General features: G+C 55.7%; 20 protein-coding genes. 8 read left to right on the forward strand and 12 right to left on the reverse strand.

The features are described from left to right. Positions 1–17 precede the first annotated feature (17 nt). From hofC to nadC, 4 genes are all read right to left on the reverse strand, one after another. Positions 18–1,202 (reverse strand): protein transport protein HofC, encoded by a 1,185-nt coding sequence (gene hofC / locus GXP72_RS03745; protein WP_090419056.1) that lies wholly within the window; start codon positions 1,200–1,202, stop codon positions 18–20. Continuing rightward, a complete protein-coding gene (gene gspE, locus GXP72_RS03750; protein ID WP_208763509.1) occupies positions 1,192–2,574 on the reverse strand; it encodes a type II secretion system protein GspE in 1,383 nt (460 codons plus the stop codon). The genes hofC and gspE overlap by 11 nt, the downstream gene beginning before the upstream one ends. A 10-nt stretch (positions 2,575–2,584) precedes the next feature. Continuing rightward, positions 2,585–3,022: a prepilin peptidase-dependent pilin gene (gene ppdD, locus GXP72_RS03755; protein ID WP_024907471.1), complete on the reverse strand. Its 438-nt coding sequence runs from the start codon at positions 3,020–3,022 to the stop codon at positions 2,585–2,587. A 174-nt stretch (positions 3,023–3,196) separates the two neighbouring features. Continuing rightward, complete coding sequence (nadC, locus tag GXP72_RS03760; RefSeq protein WP_024907472.1) at positions 3,197–4,090, reverse strand: carboxylating nicotinate-nucleotide diphosphorylase; 894 nt, start codon at positions 4,088–4,090, stop codon at positions 3,197–3,199. Positions 4,091–4,177: 87 nt separating this feature from the next. On the opposite strand from nadC, the gene ampD reads away from it, so the two are divergent. Both ampD and ampE read left to right on the forward strand, forming a co-directional pair. After that, positions 4,178–4,729, forward strand: coding sequence for a 1,6-anhydro-N-acetylmuramyl-L-alanine amidase AmpD (gene ampD / locus GXP72_RS03765; protein ID WP_024907473.1), 552 nt, complete (start codon positions 4,178–4,180; stop codon positions 4,727–4,729). Between the two features lie 9 nt (positions 4,730–4,738). Continuing rightward, positions 4,739–5,593: a beta-lactamase regulator AmpE gene (gene ampE, locus GXP72_RS03770; protein ID WP_090419051.1), complete on the forward strand. Its 855-nt coding sequence runs from the start codon at positions 4,739–4,741 to the stop codon at positions 5,591–5,593. 18 nt (positions 5,594–5,611) lie between these two features. Here the strand turns inward: ampE and GXP72_RS03775 are convergent, their stop codons facing one another. From GXP72_RS03775 to GXP72_RS03790, 4 genes are all read right to left on the reverse strand, one after another. Then, the gene (locus tag GXP72_RS03775) at positions 5,612–6,562 is read right to left on the reverse strand and encodes a family 43 glycosylhydrolase (protein ID WP_090419046.1); all 951 of its coding nucleotides are present in this window, start codon (positions 6,560–6,562) and stop codon (positions 5,612–5,614) included. A 10-nt stretch (positions 6,563–6,572) separates the two neighbouring features. Next, the gene (locus tag GXP72_RS03780; protein WP_061715960.1) at positions 6,573–7,970 is read right to left on the reverse strand and encodes an MFS transporter; all 1,398 of its coding nucleotides are present in this window, start codon (positions 7,968–7,970) and stop codon (positions 6,573–6,575) included. 164 nt (positions 7,971–8,134) lie between these two features. Next, the gene (gene aroP, locus GXP72_RS03785) at positions 8,135–9,505 is read right to left on the reverse strand and encodes an aromatic amino acid transporter AroP (RefSeq protein ID WP_024907477.1); all 1,371 of its coding nucleotides are present in this window, start codon (positions 9,503–9,505) and stop codon (positions 8,135–8,137) included. Positions 9,506–9,551: 46 nt separating this feature from the next. Next, entirely contained in the window at positions 9,552–9,779 is a 228-nt protein-coding gene (locus GXP72_RS03790) for a hypothetical protein (RefSeq protein WP_081112054.1), read from the reverse strand. A gap of 263 nt (positions 9,780–10,042) precedes the next feature. Here GXP72_RS03790 and pdhR point away from each other — a divergent pair, with 263 nt between their 5' ends. The 4 genes from pdhR to lpdA all read left to right on the forward strand — a co-directional run bounded on the left by pdhR (position 10,043) and on the right by lpdA (position 17,104). Beyond that, a complete protein-coding gene (pdhR, locus tag GXP72_RS03795) occupies positions 10,043–10,807 on the forward strand; it encodes a pyruvate dehydrogenase complex transcriptional repressor PdhR (protein ID WP_014882565.1) in 765 nt (254 codons plus the stop codon). A 123-nt stretch (positions 10,808–10,930) separates the two neighbouring features. Further along, a complete protein-coding gene (aceE, locus tag GXP72_RS03800; protein WP_048989635.1) occupies positions 10,931–13,594 on the forward strand; it encodes a pyruvate dehydrogenase (acetyl-transferring), homodimeric type in 2,664 nt (887 codons plus the stop codon). Between the two features lie 14 nt (positions 13,595–13,608). Continuing rightward, complete coding sequence (aceF, locus tag GXP72_RS03805; RefSeq protein ID WP_090419042.1) at positions 13,609–15,504, forward strand: pyruvate dehydrogenase complex dihydrolipoyllysine-residue acetyltransferase; 1,896 nt, start codon at positions 13,609–13,611, stop codon at positions 15,502–15,504. A 175-nt stretch (positions 15,505–15,679) separates the two neighbouring features. Next, positions 15,680–17,104 (forward strand): dihydrolipoyl dehydrogenase, encoded by a 1,425-nt coding sequence (gene lpdA, locus GXP72_RS03810; protein WP_003856313.1) that lies wholly within the window; start codon positions 15,680–15,682, stop codon positions 17,102–17,104. Between the two features lie 52 nt (positions 17,105–17,156). Here lpdA and GXP72_RS03815 read toward each other — a convergent pair whose 3' ends face one another. Together GXP72_RS03815 and GXP72_RS03820 are read right to left on the reverse strand one after the other, a co-directional pair. Beyond that, entirely contained in the window at positions 17,157–17,948 is a 792-nt protein-coding gene (locus GXP72_RS03815) for a DUF2950 family protein (RefSeq protein ID WP_090419421.1), read from the reverse strand. 10 nt (positions 17,949–17,958) lie between these two features. After that, complete coding sequence (locus GXP72_RS03820) at positions 17,959–19,524, reverse strand: DUF3300 domain-containing protein (RefSeq protein WP_090419039.1); 1,566 nt, start codon at positions 19,522–19,524, stop codon at positions 17,959–17,961. Positions 19,525–20,415: 891 nt separating this feature from the next. Here GXP72_RS03820 and acnB point away from each other — a divergent pair. Together acnB and yacL are read left to right on the forward strand one after the other, a co-directional pair. Beyond that, the gene (gene acnB / locus GXP72_RS03825) at positions 20,416–23,013 is read left to right on the forward strand and encodes a bifunctional aconitate hydratase 2/2-methylisocitrate dehydratase (protein ID WP_032645211.1); all 2,598 of its coding nucleotides are present in this window, start codon (positions 20,416–20,418) and stop codon (positions 23,011–23,013) included. Positions 23,014–23,203: 190 nt separating this feature from the next. After that, entirely contained in the window at positions 23,204–23,566 is a 363-nt protein-coding gene (gene yacL, locus GXP72_RS03830; protein WP_032649783.1) for a protein YacL, read from the forward strand. A gap of 31 nt (positions 23,567–23,597) precedes the next feature. Here the strand turns inward: yacL and speD are convergent, their stop codons facing one another. Beyond that, complete coding sequence (speD, locus tag GXP72_RS03835) at positions 23,598–24,392, reverse strand: adenosylmethionine decarboxylase (protein ID WP_008501953.1); 795 nt, start codon at positions 24,390–24,392, stop codon at positions 23,598–23,600. Beyond that, positions 24,393–25,262: a polyamine aminopropyltransferase gene (speE, locus tag GXP72_RS03840; protein WP_208763510.1), complete on the reverse strand. Its 870-nt coding sequence runs from the start codon at positions 25,260–25,262 to the stop codon at positions 24,393–24,395. Positions 25,263–25,279 lie beyond the last annotated feature (17 nt).

The raw sequence follows: 25,279 nt of genomic DNA on the forward strand, positions 1-25,279 counted from the left end.
GCGCCAGCCCTATTTTACTATCCCGCGCTCATCGCATCTCCCAGGTGGAATATCGGCAGGTACATGGCCATCACCAGCGTGCCGATAATGACCCCCGTCACAATCAGAAGCACTGGCTCGAGAAGTGCCGCCAGGCTATCTGCCCGTTGAAAGGTCTGTTCCGTGTGATGTCGGGCGAGGTTTGCCAGCATGATGTCCAGCGCACCTGACATTTCGCCGGTTCGTAAAAGCTGAATGCACAGCGGGGTAAAGATGGCCGCTTTCTGAAAGGATGAGCAGACGGGGAGGCCTTTTTCAATGTCCTCTCGCACGCCGCGAAGTATTCCCTGCCAGTACCGGCTCTCAACAGTTTCCTCTGCACTCGCCAGGCCCTGTAAAAAGGGGATGCCCGCCTGTTGCGTGAGTGACAGCACGGTAAAGATATGTCCCAGTTTTTGACCTTTTGCCAGTGCGCCCAACACGGGAGTTAGCATCAGGATGCGCTGCCAGCGAGGGTTCTGCCGCAGAGTCCAGGCGGTGGCTAAGGGCGCGAGTAACGCGGCGAACAACGCAAGGGCATATGACCGCATAAATGCGGCCATCCCCATGACCATTTGCGTCAGCAGCGGAAGCGGAGTGTTAAACGTTTTGTAGATCGCGGCAAACTCGGGCAAGACCAGGATGACCATCGCCAGCACCACGAGTACGGCCAGGGTCAGGACGATCGCCGGGTAGCGCAGCGCCTTTTTCACTTTCGCACTGAGCTGCTGCTGCGCTTTTTGCTGCTGCGCGAGCTGGCGACAGCACTCCTCCAGCTTCCCTGTGAGTTCACCGGTTTTCACCATCGAGACATGCAGTGGGCTAAAAACGGCTGGCCACTTTTTTAGCGACTCAGAAAAGGGGGCTCCCTCACTAAGCTCATCGGCAATGCTTTGCAGCAGCGCCTGCCACGGTTTTAACGGATGTTGTTCTGCCAGCATCTGCAGGCTGTGGGACAATGTCAGCCCGGCCTGCAGAAGCGTTGCGAGCTGGCGAAACATCTCGTAGCAGTGGTGTGGCCGCCAGCGGTGTCTCTGAGCGCATCGGGTCAGCGTCAGAGGATGGAGGCCGCTGTGCATCAGCCTGGTGAAGGCGGCATTGCGGTCTGTGGCCCAGAGAGTCCCGCTTCGGGGTTCTCCTTCCTGGGTGAGCGCTCGCCAGCGCCAGAGCTGATTAGCAGCCATCCGGCATGCCCAGGATGCGCACCAGCTCTTCGATCGTGGTCATCCCCTGTTCGACGGCCATGCAGCCGTGCTCGAAAAGAGAAATCATTCCCGCCTGCCGGGCGCTCGCCTCTATCACTTCTGTTCCCGCCCCGCTGGCAATGGCCTGCCGCAGGGCATTGTCGATCGTGAGTACTTCAAAAATGGCCACACGGCCATAAAAACCGTGATAACAACGCTCACAGCCGATGGGCTGCCAGCGTGGAAGCGGTCTGGACCATACGGCGCGCGGTAATTCAGGATGCTCGCTGGCTTCCCGGCGACAGTGCGGGCACAGACGCCGGACCAGCCGCTGGGCAATCACCATCGACAGCGCGGAAGATATCATCCAGCGCGCCACGCCCATCTGCTCCAGGCGAGTCAGGGCTTCCGTCGTCGAGTTGGTGTGCAGCGTTGATAGCACCAGGTGCCCGGTCTGGGCAGCATTAATGGCAATCCCTGCCGTTTCACCGTCACGAATTTCGCCGACCATAATGATGTCTGGATCCTGGCGTAGCAGCGCCCGCAGCACGCTCTGGAATGTTAAACCCGCCCGGGGATTAATCTGCGTCTGGTTTAATCCCGTAAGGGGGATTTCAATGGGATCCTCCACGCTACAGATGTTGACGTCAGGGGTGTTACGCGCCTGCAGCGCGCTATACAGCGTCACGGTTTTGCCGCTGCCGGTAGGGCCGGTAACCAGAATTAGCCCCTGCGGCTGGTGGAGGGCCTCATTAAAACAGGCCAGTTGTTCAGCACTCATGCCAAGCGCTTTTGGCTCAAGGGCCTGCTGAACCTGATGCAGGAGACGCAGCACAATTTTCTCGCCGCCGCTGCAGGGAAGCGTCGCGATCCGAAACGAGACCGGCGCGTTCGCCAGCTCAATCGTAAACTGACCGTCCTGTGGCAAACGACGCTCTGCAATATCCAGGTTACCCAGCACTTTTAAACGCGCGCTGAACTGGCTTGCCAGCGAGGCGGAAAGCGGAGGCTGGGGGCAAAGAACCCCGTCGATGCGTAAACGGATCTGGCACGCGTGCTCCATCGGTTCGATATGAATATCAGAGGCGCGCTGGTTGATTGCCTGCTGCAGCGTGTGGTTGAGGATATCTACCGTTGAGTGCGTTAGCGAAACAACGGGCAGATGGGATTGTGACGTTAGCTGTCGCTGTTTTTCCATGCGCTCAGCGCTCCAGCACTCAATATCAATTCGTTTCTGGGTGGCGAAACGCAGCGCCTCCATCAGTTCAGCCGCGGGGTTGCCTACAACGGCGATGCTGACCATGTCACTGTCGCTGTTGAGCAGCAGAGCGTGATGGCGCAGGCAAAGCGCCACGAGTTGATCGGTATTCATTTTCCGCTCCTCAGTTATTGTCGAAGCGGAAAACGTCTTCGCAGGCCTGCTTCAGGGCGCTGTCAGCACTGATGCTGCAGTCACGCGTCCAGCCCGTCATACCGTTGCCGTCGCTCCACCGTGGCGTCATGGTTACCGTCAGCCCGTTAAGACTCTCCTGTCCTGTTAAGGTCACGACCCCTTTCGCTACGCTCATTCCTGAAACGTAGCGTGTCGTGGTGGGGGAAGGGATGCCGTTGCTGCCGGCATCGCAGCTTTCCACACCACCGTGATCCAGCGCGCAAAGCTCGATGGCGGTGCGGTAGGGAACGAAGGTTTGCAGCATATCGGTCAGCGCCGCCTTGCGCAGGTAATTCTGATAGGCGGGGACGCCGATGGCGCTCAGAATCGCAATAATGCCAATGACCACCATCAGCTCAATGAGTGTGAAGCCTTGTTGTCTGTCCATATCTGCTCCTTATGCAAAGTGGCGCTACTTTGTCAGCGGGAAAGAACAGAAACGAGGGGCAAAAAAGGGAACGGGAAGGGGGCTTCAGAGAATTTATTCAGTATTGCAGGGAAGAACAGCGGATCTGCGAGCGGGGCAGAAATTCCCCTCTCCGGGTGGAGAGGGGAGAATGCGTTATTTAAAGCGCATTGAGAGGTCGAGAGCGCGAACGTGTTTGGTTAGCGCACCGACGGAGATGTAATCCACGCCGGTTTCGGCGAATTCACGGATCGTTTCGAAAGTGACGTTCCCGGATACTTCAAGCTGAGCCCGGCCGTTTGTCAGTTTTACCGCCTCGCGCATCTGCTCTGTTTCGAAGTTATCGAGCATGATGATATCGGCCCCGGCCTTAATCGCCTGCTCCAGCTCGTCCAGGTTTTCCACTTCCACTTCAACCGGCACATCCGGGTGCAGCCAGAAGGCTTTCTCCACCGCCTGACGCACGGAGCCAGAGGCAATAATGTGGTTCTCTTTAATCAGGAAGGCGTCGGACAGGCCCAGACGATGGTTTGCGCCCCCGCCGCAGAGCACCGCATATTTCAGCGCGGTGCGCAGGCCCGGCAGCGTTTTGCGGGTATCCAGCAGCTGAGTGCGGGTACCGGCCAGCAGGTCAACGTAGCGACGCACTTCGCTGGCAACGCCAGAGAGCGTTTGTACAAAATTGAGCGCGGTACGTTCGCCGGTCAGCAAGACGCGGGAAGGTCCGTCCAGTTCGAACAGCGGCTGGTTGGCCTTGACTGCATCGCCGTCTTCCACGTGCCATGTTACCTGCACATCGTCGCCTGCCAGTTGAGTAAAGACCTCTTCAACCCAACGCTTGCCGCAAAAAACACCGTCTTCACGGGTGATGATGACCGCGTGGGAGCGCGTCTCTTTTGGCAATAATTGTGCGGTAATATCCTTTTCAGCATTAACGTCACCGCCCAGATCTTCTTTCAAAGCATGGGAGACGCTTGCCGGAATATCCATATTAATACGTTCCAGAAGCGCTTCACGTCGGTGGTCGGGGTTGTAGCGGCGAGGCGGCATGATAAAACTCCAAATTGGTAACGAATCATAATATTGAAACATGCTACTCTGAACCGAGTCATTGCACCATACAGAAGGAGTTCCAGCATGTTGTTAGAAAACGGATGGCTGGTGGATGCGCGGCATGTGCCCTCGCCGCACCACGATTGCCGCCCGGAGGATGAAAAGCCCACACTGCTGGTGGTTCATAATATTAGTCTCCCGCCGGGTGAATTTGGCGGCCCGTGGATCGATGCGTTATTCACGGGAACGATTGATCCCGATGCTCATCCCTTTTTTGCTGAAATTGCGCATCTGCGCGTATCGGCTCACTGCCTGATTCGTCGCGATGGTGAAGTGGTTCAGTATGTTCCCTTTGATAAGCGCGCCTGGCATGCCGGGGTGTCGATGTATCACGGGCGCGAACGGTGCAACGATTTTTCTATCGGGATCGAACTGGAAGGCACGGATACGACGCCTTATACCGATTCACAGTATCAACAGCTAGCGGCCGTGACCCGCACGCTTATCGGACTCTACCCGGCTATCGCCGACAATATCACGGGGCACAGTGATATTGCCCCGGAGAGAAAAACCGATCCCGGCCCGGCCTTTGACTGGCCCCGGTTTCGCGCCATGCTCACCGCGTCGTCAGAATAAGGAGATACCATGACGTTGTTTACCATGCTGCTGGTTATCATCGCTGAACGCCTGTTCAAGCTCGGCGAGCACTGGCATCTGGATCACCGGCTGGAGGTGTTTTTCCGCCGGATTAAGCACTTTTCCATGCTGCGCACGCTGCTGATGATGGCGGGCGTGATGGTCATTACGTTCCTGCTCCTGCGCTCGCTGCACGGACTCTTTTTCAACGTACCGCTGCTGGTGGTGTGGATCCTGCTTGGGGTGCTGTGCATTGGTGCGGGCAAGGTGCGTTTGCACTATCACGCCTACCTGAAAGCCGCCTCCCGTGACGATGCCCATGCGCGCAATGCCATGGCGAGCGAGCTGACGATGATCCACGGCGTGCCGCCGGACTGCGACGAGCGCGAATTTCTGCGCGAGCTGCAGAACGCGCTGCTGTGGATTAACTTCCGCTACTACCTGGCACCGCTGTTCTGGTTCGTGGTGGGCGGCCCGTGGGGACCGGTACTGCTGATGGGGTATGCGTTCCTGCGCGCCTGGCAGACCTGGCTTGCCCGCTATCTGACGCCGCATGAACGTTTGCTGTCCGGCATCGATGCCATCCTGCACGTGCTCGACTGGCTTCCGGTGCGTCTGGTGGGCGTGGTGTACGCGTTAATTGGTCACGGTGAAAAAGCGCTGCCCGCTTGGTTTGCGTCTCTTGCCGATCGCCATACGTCGCAGTACCAGGTGTTAACGCGTCTGGCGCAGTTCTCGCTGGCGCGTGAGCCGCATACCGACAAGATTGAAACACCAAAAGCCGCTGTCTCCATGGCGAAGAAAACGTCGTTTGTGGTGGTGGTGATCGTGGCGCTGCTGACTATTTACGGCACGCTGGTGTAAGCCAGCGCGCCGCAAAGACTACAGCGTATCCGCGGGCGGGATGCCGAAATCAGGCATCCCGTTTTCATTCCAGCGGACGAGCTTCAGGCGGGTATGCCGGTTCGGATCGTACAGCGGGTCGCCCTCAATTTCGGTGTAGTTACGCGCGTGATACACCAGCACGTCTTCCCCTTCCGGCGTTTGCGTAAAGCTGTTGTGTCCCGGGCCGAACTGGCGGTTTTCATAGCTGGTAACGAACACTGGACGCGGGGATTTGTGCCAGTTTGCCGGGTTTTGCGGATCGGCATTCAGGTCTATCCACAGTAGCCCCATACAGTAGTTCTCGTCGGTGGCGCTGGCGGAATAGCTGATAAACAGCTTATCGCCGTGAATCAGTACCGCCGGGCCTTCGTTAACCCAGAACCCGCGACATTCCCAGTCATACTCCGGCTTGCTGAGCATCACCGGCTCGCCTTTTAGCGTCCACGGGTTCGCCATTTCGCACAGGTAAAGGTTGGAGTTTCCGGTGATATCCGGCGCTTTTTGCGCCCACAGATACCAGCGTTTTCCCTGATGCACAAAGGTGGTGGCGTCCAGGGCGAAGGTGTCGAAAGGCGTTTTGATCTGCCCTTTTTCCACCCACGCGCCGGTAAGCGGATCGTCGTCAGCACATTCAATGGCGAACATCCGGTGCTGGAACATCCCGAGCGCGTCGAGCGCCTGGGTGTGCGTCGCGGCAAAGTAGATGTACCACTTCCCGTCAATGTGGTGCAGTTCCGGCGCCCAGATCAGCTGGCTCATGGGTCCGGTCTCGGGTTTGCGCCAGACCACAACTTCTTCAGCATGGCGTAAGCCTTCCAGCGACGCTGCGCGGCGGATCGCCAGCCTGTCGTACTGCGGCACGGAGGCGATAAAATAGTATTCCCCCTCATGGTGTAAAATGTACGGGTCGGCGCGTTGTTCGATAAACGGGTTTGGCCACTGATGCATTTGGCTCTCCTTATTTTGTCTCTGCGGCTTTCAGTTCCTGATAGTCGCTCAGTTCACGGTAATTGGTGCGACGTTTTTCCAGGTCTTCCTGAATGCGTTTCATCGTTTCACGGTCCACCTTCAGCAGACGTACCACGCCCGCGGTAATTAAGTATCCAATGCCGGGAATAACGGTAAAGAGCAGCACGATCCCGTTAATGGCGTCCGCGCTCTGCGCTTTCGCGCCCGCGTCATAACCGTACCAGGAGAGCAGGAAGCCGACCATCGCCCCGGCAATTGCCAGCCCCAGCTTGAGGAAGAAGATGTTGCCGGAGAAGCTGATGCCCGTGATGCGCTTCCCGGTCTTCCACTCGCCGTAGTCGTCCACGTCGGCCATCAGCGACCAGTGCAGCGGAGACGGGATCTGGTGCAGGATGTTCAGCAGGAAGTAGAGCACCACAATGGTGACGGTGGCTTTCGGGTCGAAGAAGTAGAAGGCGCAGGAGAAAATCGCCAGCACGATGTTGGTCCAGAAGAAGACCTTCAGCTTACACCAGCGGTCGGTCAGCACTTTTGCCAGCACGCTGCCGAGCATCATGCCGACCACGCCCAGGCTGATAAACAGCGTAGCGAAGTGGGTGCTCTGGCCCATCACCCAGGTGACGTAATACATGGTGGCCGCCATACGGATGAAGCCCGGGCAGACGTTGCAGAGCGTCAGCAGCAGAATGCGTACCCACTGGTCGTTCTTCCACACGTCTTTCAAATCGTTTTTCAACTCGTCGTTGGTCTGTACCGCCGGGCGCACGCGCTCGCGCACGGTGGCGAAGCAGAACAGGAACATGCAGGTGCCAATCAGCGCCAGCACGGTCATCGCCATCTGGTAGCCTTTGGCTTTGTTGTCCCCGCCAAACCAGTCGGCCATCGGCAGCAGCGTTAATGAGAGCAGCAGCGTGGCGATGCCGACCAGCACGAAGCGATACGACTGGCAGGCCACGCGTTCTTTTGGATCGTTGGTGATTACCCCTCCTAAGGAGCAGTAGGGGATGTTGATTGCCGTATAGGTCAAAGAGAGCAGGAAGTAGGTGACAAACGCATAGATAACTTTGCTGTTATAGCTCCACTCCGGCGTGGTGAACATCAGGATGCTGAACAGCGCGTAGGGGAAGGCGATCCACAGCAGCCATGGACGAAACCGGCCATATTTACTGCGGGTACGGTCGGCAATCGCGCCCATGATCGGGTCCGTTACGGCGTCAATTACGCGGACGGACAGCAGCAGCACGCCGACCAGCGCAGGCGCGAGGCCAAAAATATCCGTATAAAAATAGTTAACAAACAGCATGATGGCGCCAAAGATAATGTTGCATCCGGCGTCGCCCATCCCATAGCCGATCTTTTCTTTTACTGACAGTGTGTTGTTATCCATCGACAGCTCTCCGGTTTACGGTATGGAGAGAATTATTCGCTGGCGAAGGGATATATGCGTTGCAGTATCAGGGCGGTGATATGGATAAATGCGCTGTGGGCGCGAAAGTGTGAGGGAGGTAACAACGCGCGGTACCCGTAAAAGCAGGTACCGCGGAGGGAGGCTTAGTGCGCCTTCATGGCATTACGGCTTTTCTGACTGAAGAGATAGCCCACGCCCAGGATCGCAATCCAGACCGGGATCAGGTAGACGGAAATCGCCATACCCGGCGTGATCAGCATGATCACCAGCACGGCCGCCATAAACAGCAGGCAGATCCAGTTACCCAGCGGATAGAGCAGGGCAGGGAAGCGCGTGGTGACGCCCTGCTGCTGTTTCGCGCGGCGGAACTTGATGTGTGCCAGGCTGATCATCGCCCAGTTGATGACCAGGGCAGAGACCACCAGCGCCATCAGCAGGCCAAAAGCCGATTCCGGTGCCATGTAGTTAATGAGCACGCACAGGGCGGTCACGATGGCGGAAACAATGATGGTATTCACCGGCACGCCGCGTTTATCAACGTTAAGCAGCATCTTCGGCGCGTTGCCCTGTTGGGCGAGGCCGAACAGCATACGGCTATTGCAGTATACGCAGCTGTTGTATACGGAGAGCGCTGCGGTCAGTACCACGATGTTCAGGGCGTTGGCGACAAAGGTGTCGCCCAGCTCGTGGAAGATCAGCACAAACGGGCTGGTGTCAGCGGTGACGCGCGTCCATGGCAGCAGGGAGAGCAGCACGGCCAGCGAGCCCACATAGAAGATCAGAATACGGTAGATAACCTGGTTAGTGGCTTTTGGAATGCTCTGCTCCGGGTTGTCGGCTTCAGCGGCGGTGATACCCACCAGCTCCAGACCGCCAAAGGAGAACATAATGATGGCCATCATCATCACCAGACCTGTCATGCCGTGAGGCAGGAAGCCACCCTGTTCCCAGAGGTTGCGCACGGTGGCCTGCGGTCCGCCGTTGCCGCTGAACAGCAGCCAGCCGCCAAAGATAATCATCGCCACCACGGCAATGACTTTGATGATGGCGAACCAGAACTCCATCTCACCGAACACTTTTACGTTGGTCAGGTTAATGGCGTTAATAATGACAAAGAAGGCCGCAGCAGAAGCCCAGGTTGGGATTTCGGGATACCAGAACTGAATGTATTTTCCGACGGCGGTAAGCTCAGCCATGGCAACCAGAACGTACAGCACCCAGTAGTTCCAGCCCGAGGCGAAACCGGCAAAGCTGCCCCAGTATTTATAGGCAAAGTGGCTGAAGGAGCCCGCGACCGGCTCTTCAACGACCATTTCGCCCAGCTGGCGCATGATCAGAAAAGCAATGAAACCCGCAATCGCGTAACCCAAAATAATACCCGGACCGGCAGACTGGATAACGGATGCGCTGCCCAGAAACAGGCCGGTACCTATCGCACCGCCCAGTGCGATGAGCTGAATATGGCGGTTTTTAAGCCCGCGCTTTAGCTGATCGCCGTGCTGTTGAGCTTCCATTTGAAACCTCGTGTGTGGTTGTTATGTTCACGCTGTGCGTGTGTAATTATGAAAATCCATATTCTGTATTTATTTCTTTACGGTTAACGAGACCGAAAAAAGCGGAGATGACTTCCGTAAGCGCAAGAATAGTGGTAAGCGCCTGCGAATGCACCTGCTTTATGAAGGGGTGATGACGACTTGAATAAAAAGAAAGCATTTGTAAATCGGCCCGCTCGTTGTTCCTAACCCAACCTATAGAATAGAAATGCGCCGTAAGTGGGCGAATTTTCATTATTTGCCTTGTTGAATCGCTTCAGATTGCAAAAACCCTCGTTTCATTATGGTTAAAACTCCCTCTTTAGGAGTAATCAACTCATTTGTGCAAAGTTACATTTCTGAAACGTTATTTCTGTAAGGTTGTTAAAATGTGCAGGGTTTACTGATTTCAATCAAAACCAATATGGACAGAAGGTGAATACTTTGTTACTTTAGCGATACGAAATAGAAATTGGTAAGACCAATTGACTCCGGGCAAAAAGGCGTAAGACAGGGAATATGGCCTACAGCAAAATTCGCCAACCAAAACTATCTGATGTGATTGAGCAGCAGCTGGAGTTTTTAATCCTCGAAGGGACTCTGCGCCCGGGTGAGAAACTTCCACCAGAACGCGAGCTGGCAAAACAGTTCGACGTTTCACGTCCCTCTCTGCGTGAGGCGATTCAACGTCTCGAAGCAAAGGGCTTGCTGCTTCGTCGCCAGGGCGGCGGAACCTTTGTGCAAAACAGCCTGTGGCAGAGCTTCAGCGATCCGCTGGTAGAACTTCTCTCTGACCACCCAGAATCCCAGTTTGACCTGCTTGAGACCCGTCACGCGCTTGAAGGGATTGCGGCCTATTACGCCGCCCTTCGCAGCACTGATGAAGATCGCGTGCGTATCCGCGAACTGCATCAGGCCATTGAACGGGCACAGCAGTCCGGCGATTTAGACGCCGAGTCCAGCGCCGTCGTCCAGTATCAAATCGCCGTCACCGAAGCGGCACACAATGTGGTGCTCCTCCATCTGCTACGCTGCATGGAGCCGATGCTGGCCCAGAACGTTCGTCAGAATTTTGAATTGTTGTATGCCCGTCGGGAGATGCTCCCACTGGTAAGCAACCATCGCACCCGAATATTCGAGGCGATAATGGCCGGGGAACCGGAGCAGGCGCGTGAAGCGTCGCACCGCCATCTGGCTTTCATTGAGGAAATCTTGCTGGACCGCAGCCGTGAACAATCGCGACGCGAACGTTCATTACGCCGCATACAGCAACGAAAGGATTAAGCGCCAGGTACTTTTAGAGCGCGGCAACTAAACGCAGAACCTGTCTTATTGTGTTCTTGCCCATGAGCACAATGGGACAGGTTCCAGACAAATCAACGTATTAGATAGATAAGGAATACCCCCATGTCAGAACGTCTCCAAAATGACGTGGATCCGATCGAAACTCGCGACTGGCTACAGGCGATCGAATCGGTCATCCGTGAAGAAGGTGTTGAGCGCGCTCAGTATCTGATTGATCAGCTGCTTTCTGAAGCCCGCAAAGGCGGTGTGAAGGTTGCTTCAGGTGCAGGGGCTAGCAACTACGTAAACACGATTGCCGTCGAAGACGAACCGGAATACCCGGGCAATCTGGATCTGGAACGTCGTATCCGTTCTGCAATCCGCTGGAACGCCATCATGACCGTTCTGCGCGCCTCCAAGAAAGACCTGGAGCTGGGTGGCCACATGGCGTCCTTCCAGTCTTCTGCGACCGTTTACGAAGTGTGCTTCAACCACTTCTTCCGTGCAGCGAACGAGAAAGACGGCGGCGACCTGGTGTACTTCCAGGGCCACATCTCTCCGGGCATCTATGCACGTGCCTTCCTGGAAGGTCGTCTGACTGAAGAGCAGATGAACAACTTCCGTCAGGAAGTTCACGGTAAAGGTCTGTCTTCTTACCCGCACCCTAAACTGATGCCTGAATTCTGGCAGTTCCCGACCGTATCTATGGGCCTGGGCCCAATCGGTGCGATCTACCAGGCTAAATTCCTGAAGTATCTGGAACACCGTGGTCTGAAAGACACCTCTGAGCAGACCGTTTACGCCTTCCTGGGCGACGGCGAAATGGATGAGCCAGAATCTAAAGGTGCGATCACCATCGCTACCCGTGAGAAGCTGGACAACCTGTGCTTCATCATCAACTGTAACCTGCAGCGTCTGGATGGTCCGGTAACCGGCAACGGCAAGATCATCAACGAACTGGAAGGCATCTTCGCGGGTGCTGGCTGGAACGTGATCAAAGTTATGTGGGGCGGTCGTTGGGATGAGCTGCTGCGTAAAGACACCAGCGGTAAACTGATCCAGCTGATGAACGAAACCGTTGACGGTGACTACCAGACCTTCAAATCCAAAGACGGTGCCTACGTTCGTGAGCACTTCTTCGGCAAATACCCTGAAACCGCAGCCCTGGTTGCAGACTGGACTGATGAGCAGATCTGGGCTCTGAACCGCGGTGGTCACGATCCGAAGAAAGTCTACGCTGCACTGAAAAAAGCGCGTGAAACCAAAGGTAAAGCGACTGTAATCCTGGCCCATACCATCAAAGGTTACGGCATGGGTGATACCGCAGAAGGTAAAAACATCGCTCACCAGGTTAAGAAAATGAACATGGACGGCGTGCGTTATATCCGCGACCGTTTCAACGTTCCAGTGACCGATGAGCAGGTAGAAAACCTGTCTTACATCACCTTCCCGGAAGGGTCTGAAGAGCACAAGTACCTGCACGAACGTCGTCAGGCGCTGAAAGGCTACCTGCCAGCTCGTCAGCCAAACTTCACCGAGAAGCTGGAACTGCCAGCGCTGGAAGACTTCTCTCAGCTGCTGGAAGAGCAGAACAAAGAGATCTCTACCACTATCGCTTTCGTTCGTGCCCTGAACGTGATGCTGAAGAACAAGTCGATCAAAGATCGTCTGGTTCCAATCATCGCCGACGAAGCGCGTACTTTCGGTATGGAAGGTCTGTTCCGTCAGATCGGTATCTACAGCCCGAACGGCCAGCAGTACACCCCGCAGGACCGTGAGCAGGTTGCCTACTACAAAGAAGACGAGAAAGGTCAGATCCTGCAGGAAGGTATCAACGAGCTGGGCGCAGGCGCATCCTGGCTGGCTGCTGCGACTTCTTACAGCACCAACAACCTGCCGATGATCCCGTTCTACATTTACTACTCCATGTTCGGGTTCCAGCGTATCGGTGACCTGTGCTGGCAGGCAGGCGACCAGCAGGCTCGCGGCTTCCTGATCGGTGGTACTTCCGGTCGTACGACCCTGAACGGTGAAGGTCTGCAGCACGAAGATGGCCACAGCCACATTCAGTCTCTGACTATCCCTAACTGTATCTCTTACGACCCGTCTTACGCATACGAAGTGGCAGTCATCATGCATGACGGTCTGCAGCGCATGTACGGTGAAGCGCAAGAGAACATTTACTACTACATCACCACCCTGAACGAAAACTACCACATGCCGGCAATGCCAGCAGGTGCCGAGGAAGGTATCCGTAAAGGTATCTACAAACTCGAAACCATTGAAGGTAGCAAAGGTAAAGTTCAGCTGCTGGGCTCCGGTTCTATCCTGCGTCACGTACGTGAAGCAGCGCAGATCCTGGCGAAAGACTACGGTGTCGGTTCCGATGTGTACTCTGTGACCTCCTTCACTGAGCTGGCGCGTGATGGCCAGGATTGTGAGCGCTGGAACATGCTGCACCCAATGGAAACCCCACGCGTTCCGTACATCGCTCAGGTGATGAACGACGCGCCAGCGGTGGCGTCTACTGACTATATGAAACTGTTCGCTGAGCAGGTTCGTACTTACGTTCCAGCTGATGATTATCGCGTTCTGGGTACTGACGGCTTCGGTCGTTCTGACAGCCGCGAAAACCTGCGTCACCACTTCGAAGTTGATGCTTCTTACGTGGTTGTAGCAGCACTGGGCGAACTGGCTAAACGTGGCGAAATCGATAAGAAAGTGGTTGCAGACGCAATCACCAAATTCAACATCGATGCAGAAAAAGTTAACCCGCGTCTGGCGTAAGAGGTAAAAGAATAATGGCTATCGAAATCAATGTACCGGACATCGGGGCTGATGAAGTTGAAATCACCGAGATCCTGGTCAAAGTTGGCGACAAAGTAGAAGCTGAACAGTCGCTGATCACCGTAGAAGGCGACAAAGCCTCTATGGAAGTCCCGTCTCCTCAGGCTGGCATCGTTAAAGAGATCAAAGTCTCTGTTGGCGATAAAACCGAGACTGGCAAACTGATCATGATTTTCGATTCCGCCGACGGTGCAGCAGCTGCTGCACCTGCGCAGGAAGAGAAGAAAGCCGCTCCGGCCGCCGCTGCTCCAGCCGCTGCCGCGAGCGCGAAAGAAGTGAACGTGCCTGACATCGGCGGTGACGAAGTTGAAGTCACTGAAATCCTGGTGAAAGTGGGCGACACCGTTGCGGCCGAGCAGTCACTGATCACCGTAGAAGGCGACAAAGCCTCTATGGAAGTGCCAGCGCCGTTCGCCGGTACCGTTAAAGAGATCAAGATCAACACCGGTGACAAAGTGTCTACTGGCTCCCTGATTATGGTCTTCGAAGTGGCGGGTGCAGAAGGCGCTGCCGCGCCTGCACAGGCCGCTGCTCCGGCTCCAGCCGCAGCACCAGCCGCTGCTGGCGGCGCGAAAGACGTTAACGTACCGGACATCGGCGGTGACGAAGTTGAAGTCACCGAAGTGATGGTGAAAGTGGGCGACAAAGTTGCCGCTGAACAGTCACTGATCACCGTTGAAGGCGACAAGGCTTCTATGGAAGTCCCTGCGCCGTTCGCGGGTACGGTTAAAGAGATCAAAATCAGCACCGGCGACAAAGTGTCTACCGGCTCTCTGATCATGGTCTTCGAAGTGGAAGGCGCTGCGCCTGCCGCAGCTCCGGCTACCGCGGCTGCTCCAGCACCTGCTGCTGCGCCGGCTCAGGCTGCTAAACCAGCCGCTGCTCCTGCTGCTAAAGCAGAAAAATCTGAGTTCGCTGAAAACGACGCTTACGTCCACGCTACCCCGCTGATTCGTCGCCTGGCGCGCGAATTCGGTGTGAACCTGGCGAAAGTGAAAGGGACCGGCCGTAAGGGTCGTATCCTGCGCGAAGACGTTCAGACCTATGTGAAAGACGCGGTGAAACGCGCCGAAGCTGCACCAGCTGCAGCCGCTGGCGGCGGTATCCCGGGCATGCTGCCATGGCCGAAAGTGGACTTCAGCAAGTTCGGCGAAATCGAAGAAGTGGAGCTGGGCCGTATCCAGAAAATCTCTGGTGCGAACCTGAGCCGTAACTGGGTGATGATCCCGCACGTTACGCACTTCGATAAGACCGATATCACCGATCTGGAAGCGTTCCGTAAACAGCAGAACGCCGAAGCCGAGAAGCGCAAACTGGACGTGAAATTCACCCCAGTGGTCTTCATCATGAAAGCGGTTGCTGCGGCTCTGGAACAGATGCCACGCTTCAACAGCTCCCTGTCCGAAGACGGTCAGAAGCTGACGCTGAAGAAATACATCAACATCGGTGTTGCGGTTGATACGCCAAATGGTCTGGTTGTTCCGGTCTTCAAAGACGTGAACAAGAAGAGCATTACCGAGCTGTCCCGTGAACTGACCGTGATCTCCAAGAAAGCGCGTGATGGTAAGCTGACTGCCGGCGAAATGCAGGGCGGCTGCTTCACTATCTCCAGCATCGGCGGCCTGGGTACTACCCACTTCGCGCCGATTGTGAACGCGCCGGAAGTGGCTATCCTCGGTGTGTCCAAGTCCGCGATGGAGCCGGTGTGGAATGGCAAAGAGTTCGTACCGCGTCTGATGATGCCAATCTCTCTGTCCTTCGACCACCGCGTGATCGACGGTGCTGATGGTGCGCGTTTCATCACCATCATCAACAACATGCTGAGCGACATTCGCCGCCTGGTGATGTAATCGAAAAGCCGGCCAGTCGGCCGGCTTTTTTCTGATAATCTCATGGGGTTTGTGAGGTTATTGGCGAAAGCGACAATTCGTGAGCCGTTTGTTGTTTCAAAATTGTTAACAATTTTGTAAACTGCGGGCGGATAGAACGACCCGGTGGACGACGGGTATAAATTAAGAGGTCATGATGAGCACAGAAATCAAAACTCAGGTCGTAGTACTTGGGGCAGGCCCGGCAGGTTACTCCGCAGCATTCCGCGCCGCGGATTTAGGTCTGGAAACCGTCATCGTAGAGCGTTACAGCACCCTCGGCGGTGTTTGTCTGAACGTCGGCTGTATCCCTTCTAAAGCGCTGCTGCACGTAGCGAAAGTTATCGAAGAAGCCAAAGCGCTGGCTGAACACGGTATCGTCTTCGGCGAGCCGAAAACCGATATCGACAAAATTCGTACCTGGAAAGAGAAAGTTATCACTCAGCTGACCGGCGGTCTGGCGGGTATGGCCAAAGGCCGTAAAGTGAAAGTGGTAAACGGTCTGGGTAAATTCACCGGTGCGAACACCCTGGAAGTGGAAGGCGAAAACGGCAAAACCGTGATCAACTTCGACAACGCGATCATCGCGGCAGGCTCTCGCCCAATCGAACTGCCATTCATTCCGCATGAAGATCCACGCGTGTGGGATTCCACCGATGCGCTGGAGCTGAAAACCGTTCCTAAGCGTCTGCTGGTTATGGGCGGCGGTATCATCGGTCTGGAAATGGGTACCGTGTACCATGCGCTGGGTTCAGAGATCGACGTGGTTGAAATGTTCGACCAAGTTATCCCGGCTGCCGACAAAGACATCGTTAAGGTCTTCACCAAACGTATCAGCAAGAAATTTAACCTGATGCTGGAAACCAAAGTGACTGCCGTTGAAGCGAAAGAAGACGGTATTTACGTTTCCATGGAAGGCAAAAAAGCCCCATCCGAACCACAGCGTTACGACGCCGTGCTGGTGGCTATCGGCCGTGTGCCGAACGGTAAAAACCTCGACGCGGGCAAAGCTGGCGTGGAAGTGGACGACCGTGGCTTTATCCGCGTTGACAAGCAGCTGCGCACTAACGTGCCGCACATCTTTGCAATCGGCGATATCGTCGGCCAGCCAATGCTGGCACACAAAGGTGTTCACGAAGGTCACGTTGCCGCTGAAGTTATCGCCGGCATGAAGCACTACTTCGATCCGAAAGTCATCCCATCTATCGCGTACACCGAGCCAGAAGTGGCATGGGTGGGTCTGACCGAGAAAGAAGCGAAAGAGAAAGGCATCAGCTACGAAACCGCCACCTTCCCGTGGGCTGCTTCTGGCCGTGCTATCGCTTCCGACTGCGCAGACGGTATGACCAAACTGATCTTCGACAAAGAGACTCACCGTGTAATCGGTGGTGCGATTGTCGGTACCAACGGCGGCGAGCTGCTGGGTGAAATCGGTCTGGCTATCGAAATGGGCTGTGACGCTGAAGACATCGCGCTGACCATCCACGCTCACCCGACTCTGCACGAGTCCGTGGGCCTGGCGGCAGAAGTGTTTGAAGGTAGCATCACCGACCTGCCAAACGCGAAAGCGAAGAAGAAATAAGTTTCTTCAGATGAAAAAAGCGGCCTCAGGCCGCTTTTTTTATGCGCTGCGTTCAGGGGGCCACAGGCTGCCAGGTTTTATCAGGACTATAGGTGGTTAACGCCCGGGCTTTCTGCTCAGAATCGCTGCCGAGATCGGTCTGATACACCTTATCATCCTGATTTATCACAAAGCTCATGACGCCCGTCTGACCATAGCTGACTGGCCAGGCCACCATCGCGAAACCGTTATTATCCGGCAGGATCCGGAAGCGATAGCCGTGATAGCCGATACCCGGCTCTTTTGGGCTAAATGCTGGTCCGAGCGGACTGGGCGCTTCGCCGGGAGAGGCGGGCCAGTACAAACCGTCTTTTTTGCCCTTCGAGCTGACAATCTTCTGCGCGTATTTCTGGTTCATCGCAAAGTAGCTTTGCTGCGCATCAACATAGGCATGTAAGGCTTCAATGGCGGCAAGTTCATTACGCCCGATTTCGCGGGTCAGGATCTCTTCCGCCCCTTCTTTGATATCGAATTGCCAACCGGTGGCGGTTTTGATCACCGGGATGGGAAGCTGCCAGCTGTTATCGCCGACAACAAGATGCGCCGTATCCCCTTCGACAACGGTGTTATGACGGACTTTCCAGTCGCGCAGGAAACGATCGACGGCATCCGGATCAACGCCTTCAGGGGGCAGAAAATCGCGCCAGTTCTCTCCAAGCAGATTGCTCATCGCGCGCTCATTATGCTCACCAATGGCGTTGGCCAGCGCATCGGTCGCCTGATCGGGCGTGCTGAAAGACTGCTGCGCCATCGCCGAGGCCGAAAGCATGAACAACACCATTCCACTGAGTAGTTTACTTTTCATGTCGGTTCCCTTAGCGATGTCGAATTTCACGGCGTTCAGCGCGTCCACCAGACGCCTGACGTGGCTGCTGCTGGCGAGCCGCAAGCTGTCTGCTTTGCGCACCGCGCTGCTGCTGCGCCTGCCAGTTCGCGGAGCGGCTGTCGTTGCCGCTCAGCGCATTGGCCCTGGGCTGGCTGTTTCGCTGCTGGAGAGCGCGTTGCTGCGCCGGCTGCGAACCCCGTTTCTCTTGTCTCTGCGCGGTGGTCTGGCGATTTTCTCGCTGCTGCGTGGTGGTTCGCTTCGTCGTCTGCGGTTTGGTGTCGTAGCCACGGTAGTTATTGCGCTGCGAAATCTGCTTCAGCTGTTCACTTGAGGCCTGACGCTGCACATCTTTCGTGCCGGGACGCGCCGTTTGGGGGAAGGTTTTACCCGTGGACTTCTCCATCTGGCTCAGGGCAGCCTGACGCTGGCTGTCCCGGTTAACCGGTTTTTGCTGCGTTGAGCTTAGTCCGGTAGCCGTGCTGGTGGAGTGGAAACGGTTGTTGAGCTGGTTAGTCGGATAAGGCACGCCTTCACGATAGGCTGGGTTATGCTGCCAGGTACGGTTGGCGTCCGTCAGACGCTGCCCGCTGATTTTATTGAAGTTCTCAACGTTGATATTGATGTTGTTATCACCGTTGCGGTTATAGCCGCCGTGATTATCCCAGTCGTCATGGTGATGATCCCAGTCATCGTCATCATCCCAGTCGATGTTGCTGAAGATGGCATAGGTTGTGGCGACGCCCAGGCTGAAGCCTAAGCCGTTGACGAAGCTGTTGCCAAACTGCTCCCCGGGTGTAGGCGGGAGATAGGTAGGTGGATAGGCGGTGTTTGGCCAGGTCCCGTAAACCGTATTGGGGTTATAGGTGGGGACGTAAACAACCTGCGGATCGGCAGATTCAATTTTGATTACCGTTGGGGCCGGCGCGGGCGTTGCTGCTGTGGTTGTCGTTGTCTCGGTGGTGCTGGTTTTCGCTGGTGCCGGTTTTGTCACGGTGGTGACCGTCTGCTGAGGCGTGGATTGTAAAGCGCCGGTCTTCTGTGCCAGCGCGCGCAGGCGTTGAACGGAATCCATTACGTCCTTCGGCTGCGCGAGAAACGCATCGCCCAGATTTTGTACCCACGGCGGGTTTTCACCCATCAGGGACATGAGCTGAGGAAACGCGACCAGCGATTTTACGCTGGGATCCCAGGGCTGGCTGGCAACGGCCTGAATCGCGGCGTCCCCTTCCATTTTAGGGTTGTCTTTTGACCACTGCGCCGCCTGGATCACGTTGGCCGGGTAAGTCGAGGCCATCAGGATTTGCGACAGCAGGGCATCCGGGTAGAGCGCGATGGGGGCAACCCACTGATCGATTTGCGCGGCAGTATAGGTTGGTGCGGCGACAGGGGCGGGCGTTGGTGCTACCGGTACCGCCGGTGCCGCTGGTTGTTGTGCGACGGGGGCCGGCGCAACGGGTTCCGTTGCACGACTTTTGACAAACATGACGCCTGAGGCGGCAAGCAGCCCGGCACTGCACAGAAGGACGAGCAGATGTGGCTTAAAGGGCAACTTCATAAAATGACTCCAACGAGACAAGCGCTGTGCCGTGAGGCGTTACGGTTGGCGTGAGTATTATTCACCCGTCTTTTACTGTTTTGACTTTTATTGGGAAGCGTCCGGTACGTCCGGATAAAGATTGTGAGTATTTATTACACAATTATATGCGATGCGGGAAAAACCGAAGGGAATTCAGAAGGCCGCTCTTACGAGCGGCCAGCAGCTAGTTGCCGAGGTTGACGACAAACAGCACCGTGATGTCGGATATGTTCCAGCCACCGTGCAGCGCGGTTAGCAGTAAACCGGTCACAACGATCAGCGCAGTGATTCGCATCTCCATTGCGTGCGTTCCTGTACAGGCTACGCGGGTTCATTCTTCACCGGGAAAGGCAGAACCAGGCAAGTTGGGATTGCCGCGTAGGTTACGGAACTGCTCCCGGGCCCGGTGACTGGTTGCTACACCAGCGAAGCAGGCCGAGAGGAAGAGTAATCGACTCAGTAGTCATTCTGAAGGCGAAAAATGAAGTGAAACGAATTTTCATTCGAAACAGGAAGGCGCTACGCAAAATTGACATAATGGCTTGCAAGCCAGCGGGGCGTGATGCAAAATTCATTGCGTTGGGGTTGCCGCAAATCTGCCAACACGGTGTGCTACCATCGCAAGGCAACAAATAAACCGCTATCAGGCGGTTTTTTTGTACCCAAAATTCGTCTTGTCTCCCCGCTACACCATGCTTAACGATTCAGCAAATTTTTTAATGTTGCTTTTTTGTAAACGGATTAACACTGTGCAGAAATCCTGCTATGCTGCCCGACGCGGTATCGGGCATTTACCCTACAAACTGCTGTCTCACAGGAGCGTGAAGAGAACGCCCGCCGCATATGACAATGAGAGCGAGGAGAACCGTCGTGCTAGAAGAATACCGTAAGCACGTAGCAGAACGTGCCGCCGAGGGAATTGTACCCAAACCTTTAGATGCAACCCAAATGGCCGCGCTCGTCGAGCTGCTGAAGAACCCGCCTAAGGGCGAAGAAGAATTCCTGTTAGATCTGCTGATCAACCGCGTACCGCCTGGCGTAGATGAAGCTGCCTACGTAAAAGCCGGATTCCTTGCTGCTATCGCCAAAGGCGAAGCCACCTCCCCACTGGTTACTCCTGAAAAAGCCATTGAACTGCTCGGCACCATGCAGGGTGGTTACAACATTCATCCGCTGATTGACGCGCTGGATAACGACAAGCTGGCGCCGATTGCCGCTAAAGCGCTCTCTTCCACGCTGCTGATGTTCGATAACTTCTACGATGTAGAAGAAAAAGCCAAAGCAGGCAACGTCTATGCGAAGCAGGTGATGCAGTCCTGGGCGGATGCCGAATGGTTCCTGAACCGTCCTGCGCTGGCTGAAAAAATCACCGTTACCGTCTTCAAAGTGACCGGTGAAACCAACACCGATGACCTCTCTCCGGCACCGGACGCGTGGTCTCGCCCGGATATCCCTCTGCACGCCCTGGCGATGCTGAAAAACGCCCGTGAAGGCATTGAGCCGGATCAGCCTGGCAGCGTTGGCCCGATCAAACAGATCGAAGCCCTGCAGAAAAAAGGGTTCCCGCTGGCCTACGTGGGTGACGTTGTAGGTACCGGTTCTTCCCGTAAGTCCGCCACCAACTCCGTGCTGTGGTTCATGGGTGATGACATCCCTCACGTGCCAAACAAACGCGGCGGCGGCCTGTGCCTTGGCGGCAAAATTGCACCGATCTTCTTCAACACCATGGAAGATGCGGGCGCCCTGCCGATCGAAGTGGATGTTTCTAACCTGAATATGGGCGACGTGATTGACGTTTACCCGTACAAAGGTGAAGTGCGTAACCACGAAACCAACGAGCTGCTGGCGAGCTTTGAGCTGAAAACCGACGTGCTGATCGACGAAGTGCGTGCCGGTGGCCGTATTCCGCTGATCATCGGCCGTGGCCTGACCACCAAAGCGCGTGAAGCGCTGGGTCTGCCGCACAGTGATGTATTCCGTCACGCGAAAGACGTAGCGGAAAGCAATCGCGGTTACTCTCTGGCGCAGAAAATGGTCGGTCGCGCCTGCGGCGTCGCTGGTGTTCGTCCTGGCGCATACTGTGAGCCGAAGATGACCTCCGTAGGCTCTCAGGACACTACCGGTCCAATGACCCGTGACGAACTGAAAGACCTGGCGTGCCTGGGCTTCTCTTCTGACCTGGTGATGCAGTCCTTCTGCCACACTGCGGCATATCCGAAGCCGGTTGACGTAACCACGCACCACACGCTGCCAGACTTCATCATGAACCGCGGCGGTGTTTCCCTGCGTCCGGGCGACGGCGTAATTCACTCCTGGCTGAACCGCATGCTGCTGCCGGATACCGTGGGTACCGGCGGTGACTCCCATACCCGTTTCCCAATCGGTATCTCCTTCCCGGCGGGCTCCGGTCTGGTGGCGTTTGCTGCGGCGACGGGCGTGATGCCGCTGGATATGCCGGAATCGGTGCTGGTGCGCTTCAAAGGTAAAATGCAGCCGGGTATCACCCTGCGCGACCTGGTTCACGCGATCCCGCTGTATGCGATTAAACAGGGTCTGCTGACCGTTGAGAAGAAAGGGAAGAAAAACATCTTCTCTGGCCGTATCCTGGAAATCGAAGGTCTGCCGGATCTGAAGGTTGAGCAGGCGTTCGAGCTGACCGATGCCTCCGCTGAGCGTTCAGCTGCGGGCTGTACCATCAAGCTGAACAAAGAGCCGATTATTGAGTATCTGAACTCTAACATCGTGCTGCTGAAGTGGATGATCGCAGAAGGCTACGGCGACCGTCGTACGCTGGAGCGTCGTATCCAGGGCATGGAGAAATGGCTGGCCGATCCGCAACTGCTGGAAGCTGATGCTGACGCAGAGTACGCGGCGGTGATCGACATCGATCTGGCGGATATCAAAGAGCCAATCCTGTGTGCACCGAACGATCCGGACGACGCGCGTCCGCTGTCCGAAGTTCAGGGCGAGAAGATCGACGAAGTGTTCATCGGATCCTGCATGACCAACATCGGTCACTTCCGTGCGGCCGGTAAGCTTCTGGATACCCACAAAGGCCAGTTGCCAACCCGTCTGTGGGTGGCGCCGCCAACCCGTATGGACGCGGCTCAGCTGACCGAAGAGGGCTACTACAGCGTGTTTGGTAAGAGCGGGGCGCGTATTGAAATTCCTGGCTGTTCCCTGTGCATGGGCAACCAGGCGCGCGTAGCCGACGGCGCGACGGTGGTCTCCACCTCTACCCGTAACTTCCCGAACCGTTTAGGTACCGGTGCGAACGTCTTCCTGGCCTCTGCGGAGCTGGCGGCGGTTGCGGCGCTGATTGGTAAACTGCCAACGCCGGAAGAGTACCAGACCTTTGTGGCTCAGGTGGATAAGACCGCGGTGGATACCTATCGCTATCTGAACTTCGACCAGCTCTCTCAGTACACCGAGAAGGCCGACGGGGTTATCTTCCAGACGGCGGTATAAACAGCAAAACCGTCTCCACGAGACGGTTTTTAGTGTTTGCACCCTCTCCCGTGGGAGAGGGACGGGGTGAGGGCATCAGGCCGCAGGGTCTTGCTCTCACCTTTTTATTTTCATTCCTCCCACCTCTCACGCTTTTTTTCTTCCTCGCTGCTGCGATAATTACATTAATGGCTTTGCAGAGGAAAACACTATGGATTACGAATTTCTGCGCGACATCACCGGAGTGGTGAAAGTGCGTATGTCGATGGGCCACGAAGCCGTTGGACACTGGTTTAACGAAGAGGTGAAAGAAAATCTCGCACTTCTTGATGAGGTTGAACAGGCGGCAAATACGGTGAAAGGCAGTGAACGCTCCTGGCAGCGCGCCGGTCATGAATACACGCTGTGGATGGACGGTGAAGAGGTCATGGTGCGCGCCAACCAGCTCGAGTTTTCAGGTGACGAGATGGAAGAGGGGATGAGCTACTACGACGAAGAGAGCCTGTCGATGTGCGGCGTAGAAGACTTCCTTCAGGTGGTGAATGCCTACCGCGAGTTCATGAAACAGCGGTAACTTCCCGAAGCGTCCCTGCTCCGGGCAACACTTACACGGCCGGAATATTACGGCCGTAGTAAATCTCGCGCATCTCTTTCCAGAGCAGGTCGGTAATCGCCTTACGCTCTTCTTCGCTCAAATCTTCCGGCTTCGTGTGGAACATATAGTGCTTAAGGTCGAATTCCTTAAGTAACATCTTGGTATGGAAGATGTTTTCCTGATACACGTTCACGTCCATCATGTCATACAGTGATTTCATGTCCTCGGACATAAAGTTCTGAATAGAGTTGATCTCGTGGTCGATGAAGTGCTTCATGCCGTTGACGTCACGGGTAAAACCGCGCACGCGGTAATCAATCGTGACGATATCTGATTCCAGCTGATGGATGAGATAGTTCAGCGCGTTCAGCGGGGAAATCACGCCGCAGGTCGACACTTCAATGTCGGCGCGGAACGTACACAGCCCACCTTCCGGGTGACTCTCCGGGTAGGTATGGACGCAGATATGGCTTTTATCCAGGTGGGCAACAACCACTTCCGGCAGCGGGCCCGGATGTTCCGTTTTGTCGATAAGCTTAGGATCGACCGGCTCTTCGCTGACCAGGATGGTCACGCTGGCGCCCTGGGGTTCATAATCCTGTCGGGCGATGTTCAGGATGTTGGCGCCGATAATGGAACAGGTTTCTGACAGGATCTCGGTCAGACGGTTGGCGTTGTAGAGTTCGTCGATATAGGCGATGTAACCATCGCGTTCTTCCGCTGTTTTGGCATAGCAGATATCGTAAATACAAAAACTCAGGCTTTTCGTCAGGTTGTTAAAGCCATGCAGTTTAAGCTTTTTCAATTAGCTCACCCCCTTAGTGGATAATGCGTCTTGCAGGTACTGCGGCAGAGCAAACGCTGCGGTATGAATAGCCGGATTGTAATATCGGCACTGAAGACCGGCCTGATGGAAGCGGGCCTGAATAATTTCGGTGGAAAGATGACGTAATACGTCGTTATCCGTCGCCCAGGCAAAGGTCATGATCCCGCCGTAGTAGGTTGGAATTGCCGCCTGATAGAAGCTGACATCATCGAAATAGGTGCTGAGCTTACGATGGCTATCCAGCGCTTCATCCTGCTGCAGGAAGCAGACGCCATTTTGGGCGACGAAGATCCCGCCCGGGGTCAGGCAGCGCTTGCAGCCCTCGTAGAAGGAGGAGGTAAACAGCGACGCGCCGGGGCCGATAGGGTCGGTGCAGTCTGAGATGATCACGTCAAAGGTCTGCGAGGTCTGGTTAACGAAGTTAACGCCGTCGTCAATCACCAGGCTAAAGCGCGGATCGTCGTAGCTGCCGGCATTGTGGTTGGGCAGGTACTGGCGGCAGAAAGAGACGACGCCCGCATCGATTTCCACCATGGTGATGGTTTCAATGGAACGATGGCGGGAAACTTCACGCAGCATTGCGCCGTCGCCACCGCCGATAATCAGGACATGCTTCGCGTGGCCGTGCGCCAGCAGCGGGACGTGGGTCATCATCTCATGATAGATAAACTCATCTCGCTCGGTGGTTTGCACGACGCCGTCCAGCGCCATCACGCGGCCAAAGGCAGCATTCTCGAAGATGATCAGATCCTGGTGATCGGTTTTCTCATGATAGAGCACGTTATCAACGGCAAAGTACTGACCAAACTGGTCATGCAAGGTTTCATGCCACAACGTGTGGTCGGCCATAGCGAACTCCTCCTGTG

The sequence above is a fragment of the Enterobacter sp. SES19 genome (assembly GCF_011765665.1).
Lineage (GTDB): Bacteria > Pseudomonadota > Gammaproteobacteria > Enterobacterales > Enterobacteriaceae > Enterobacter > Enterobacter pseudoroggenkampii.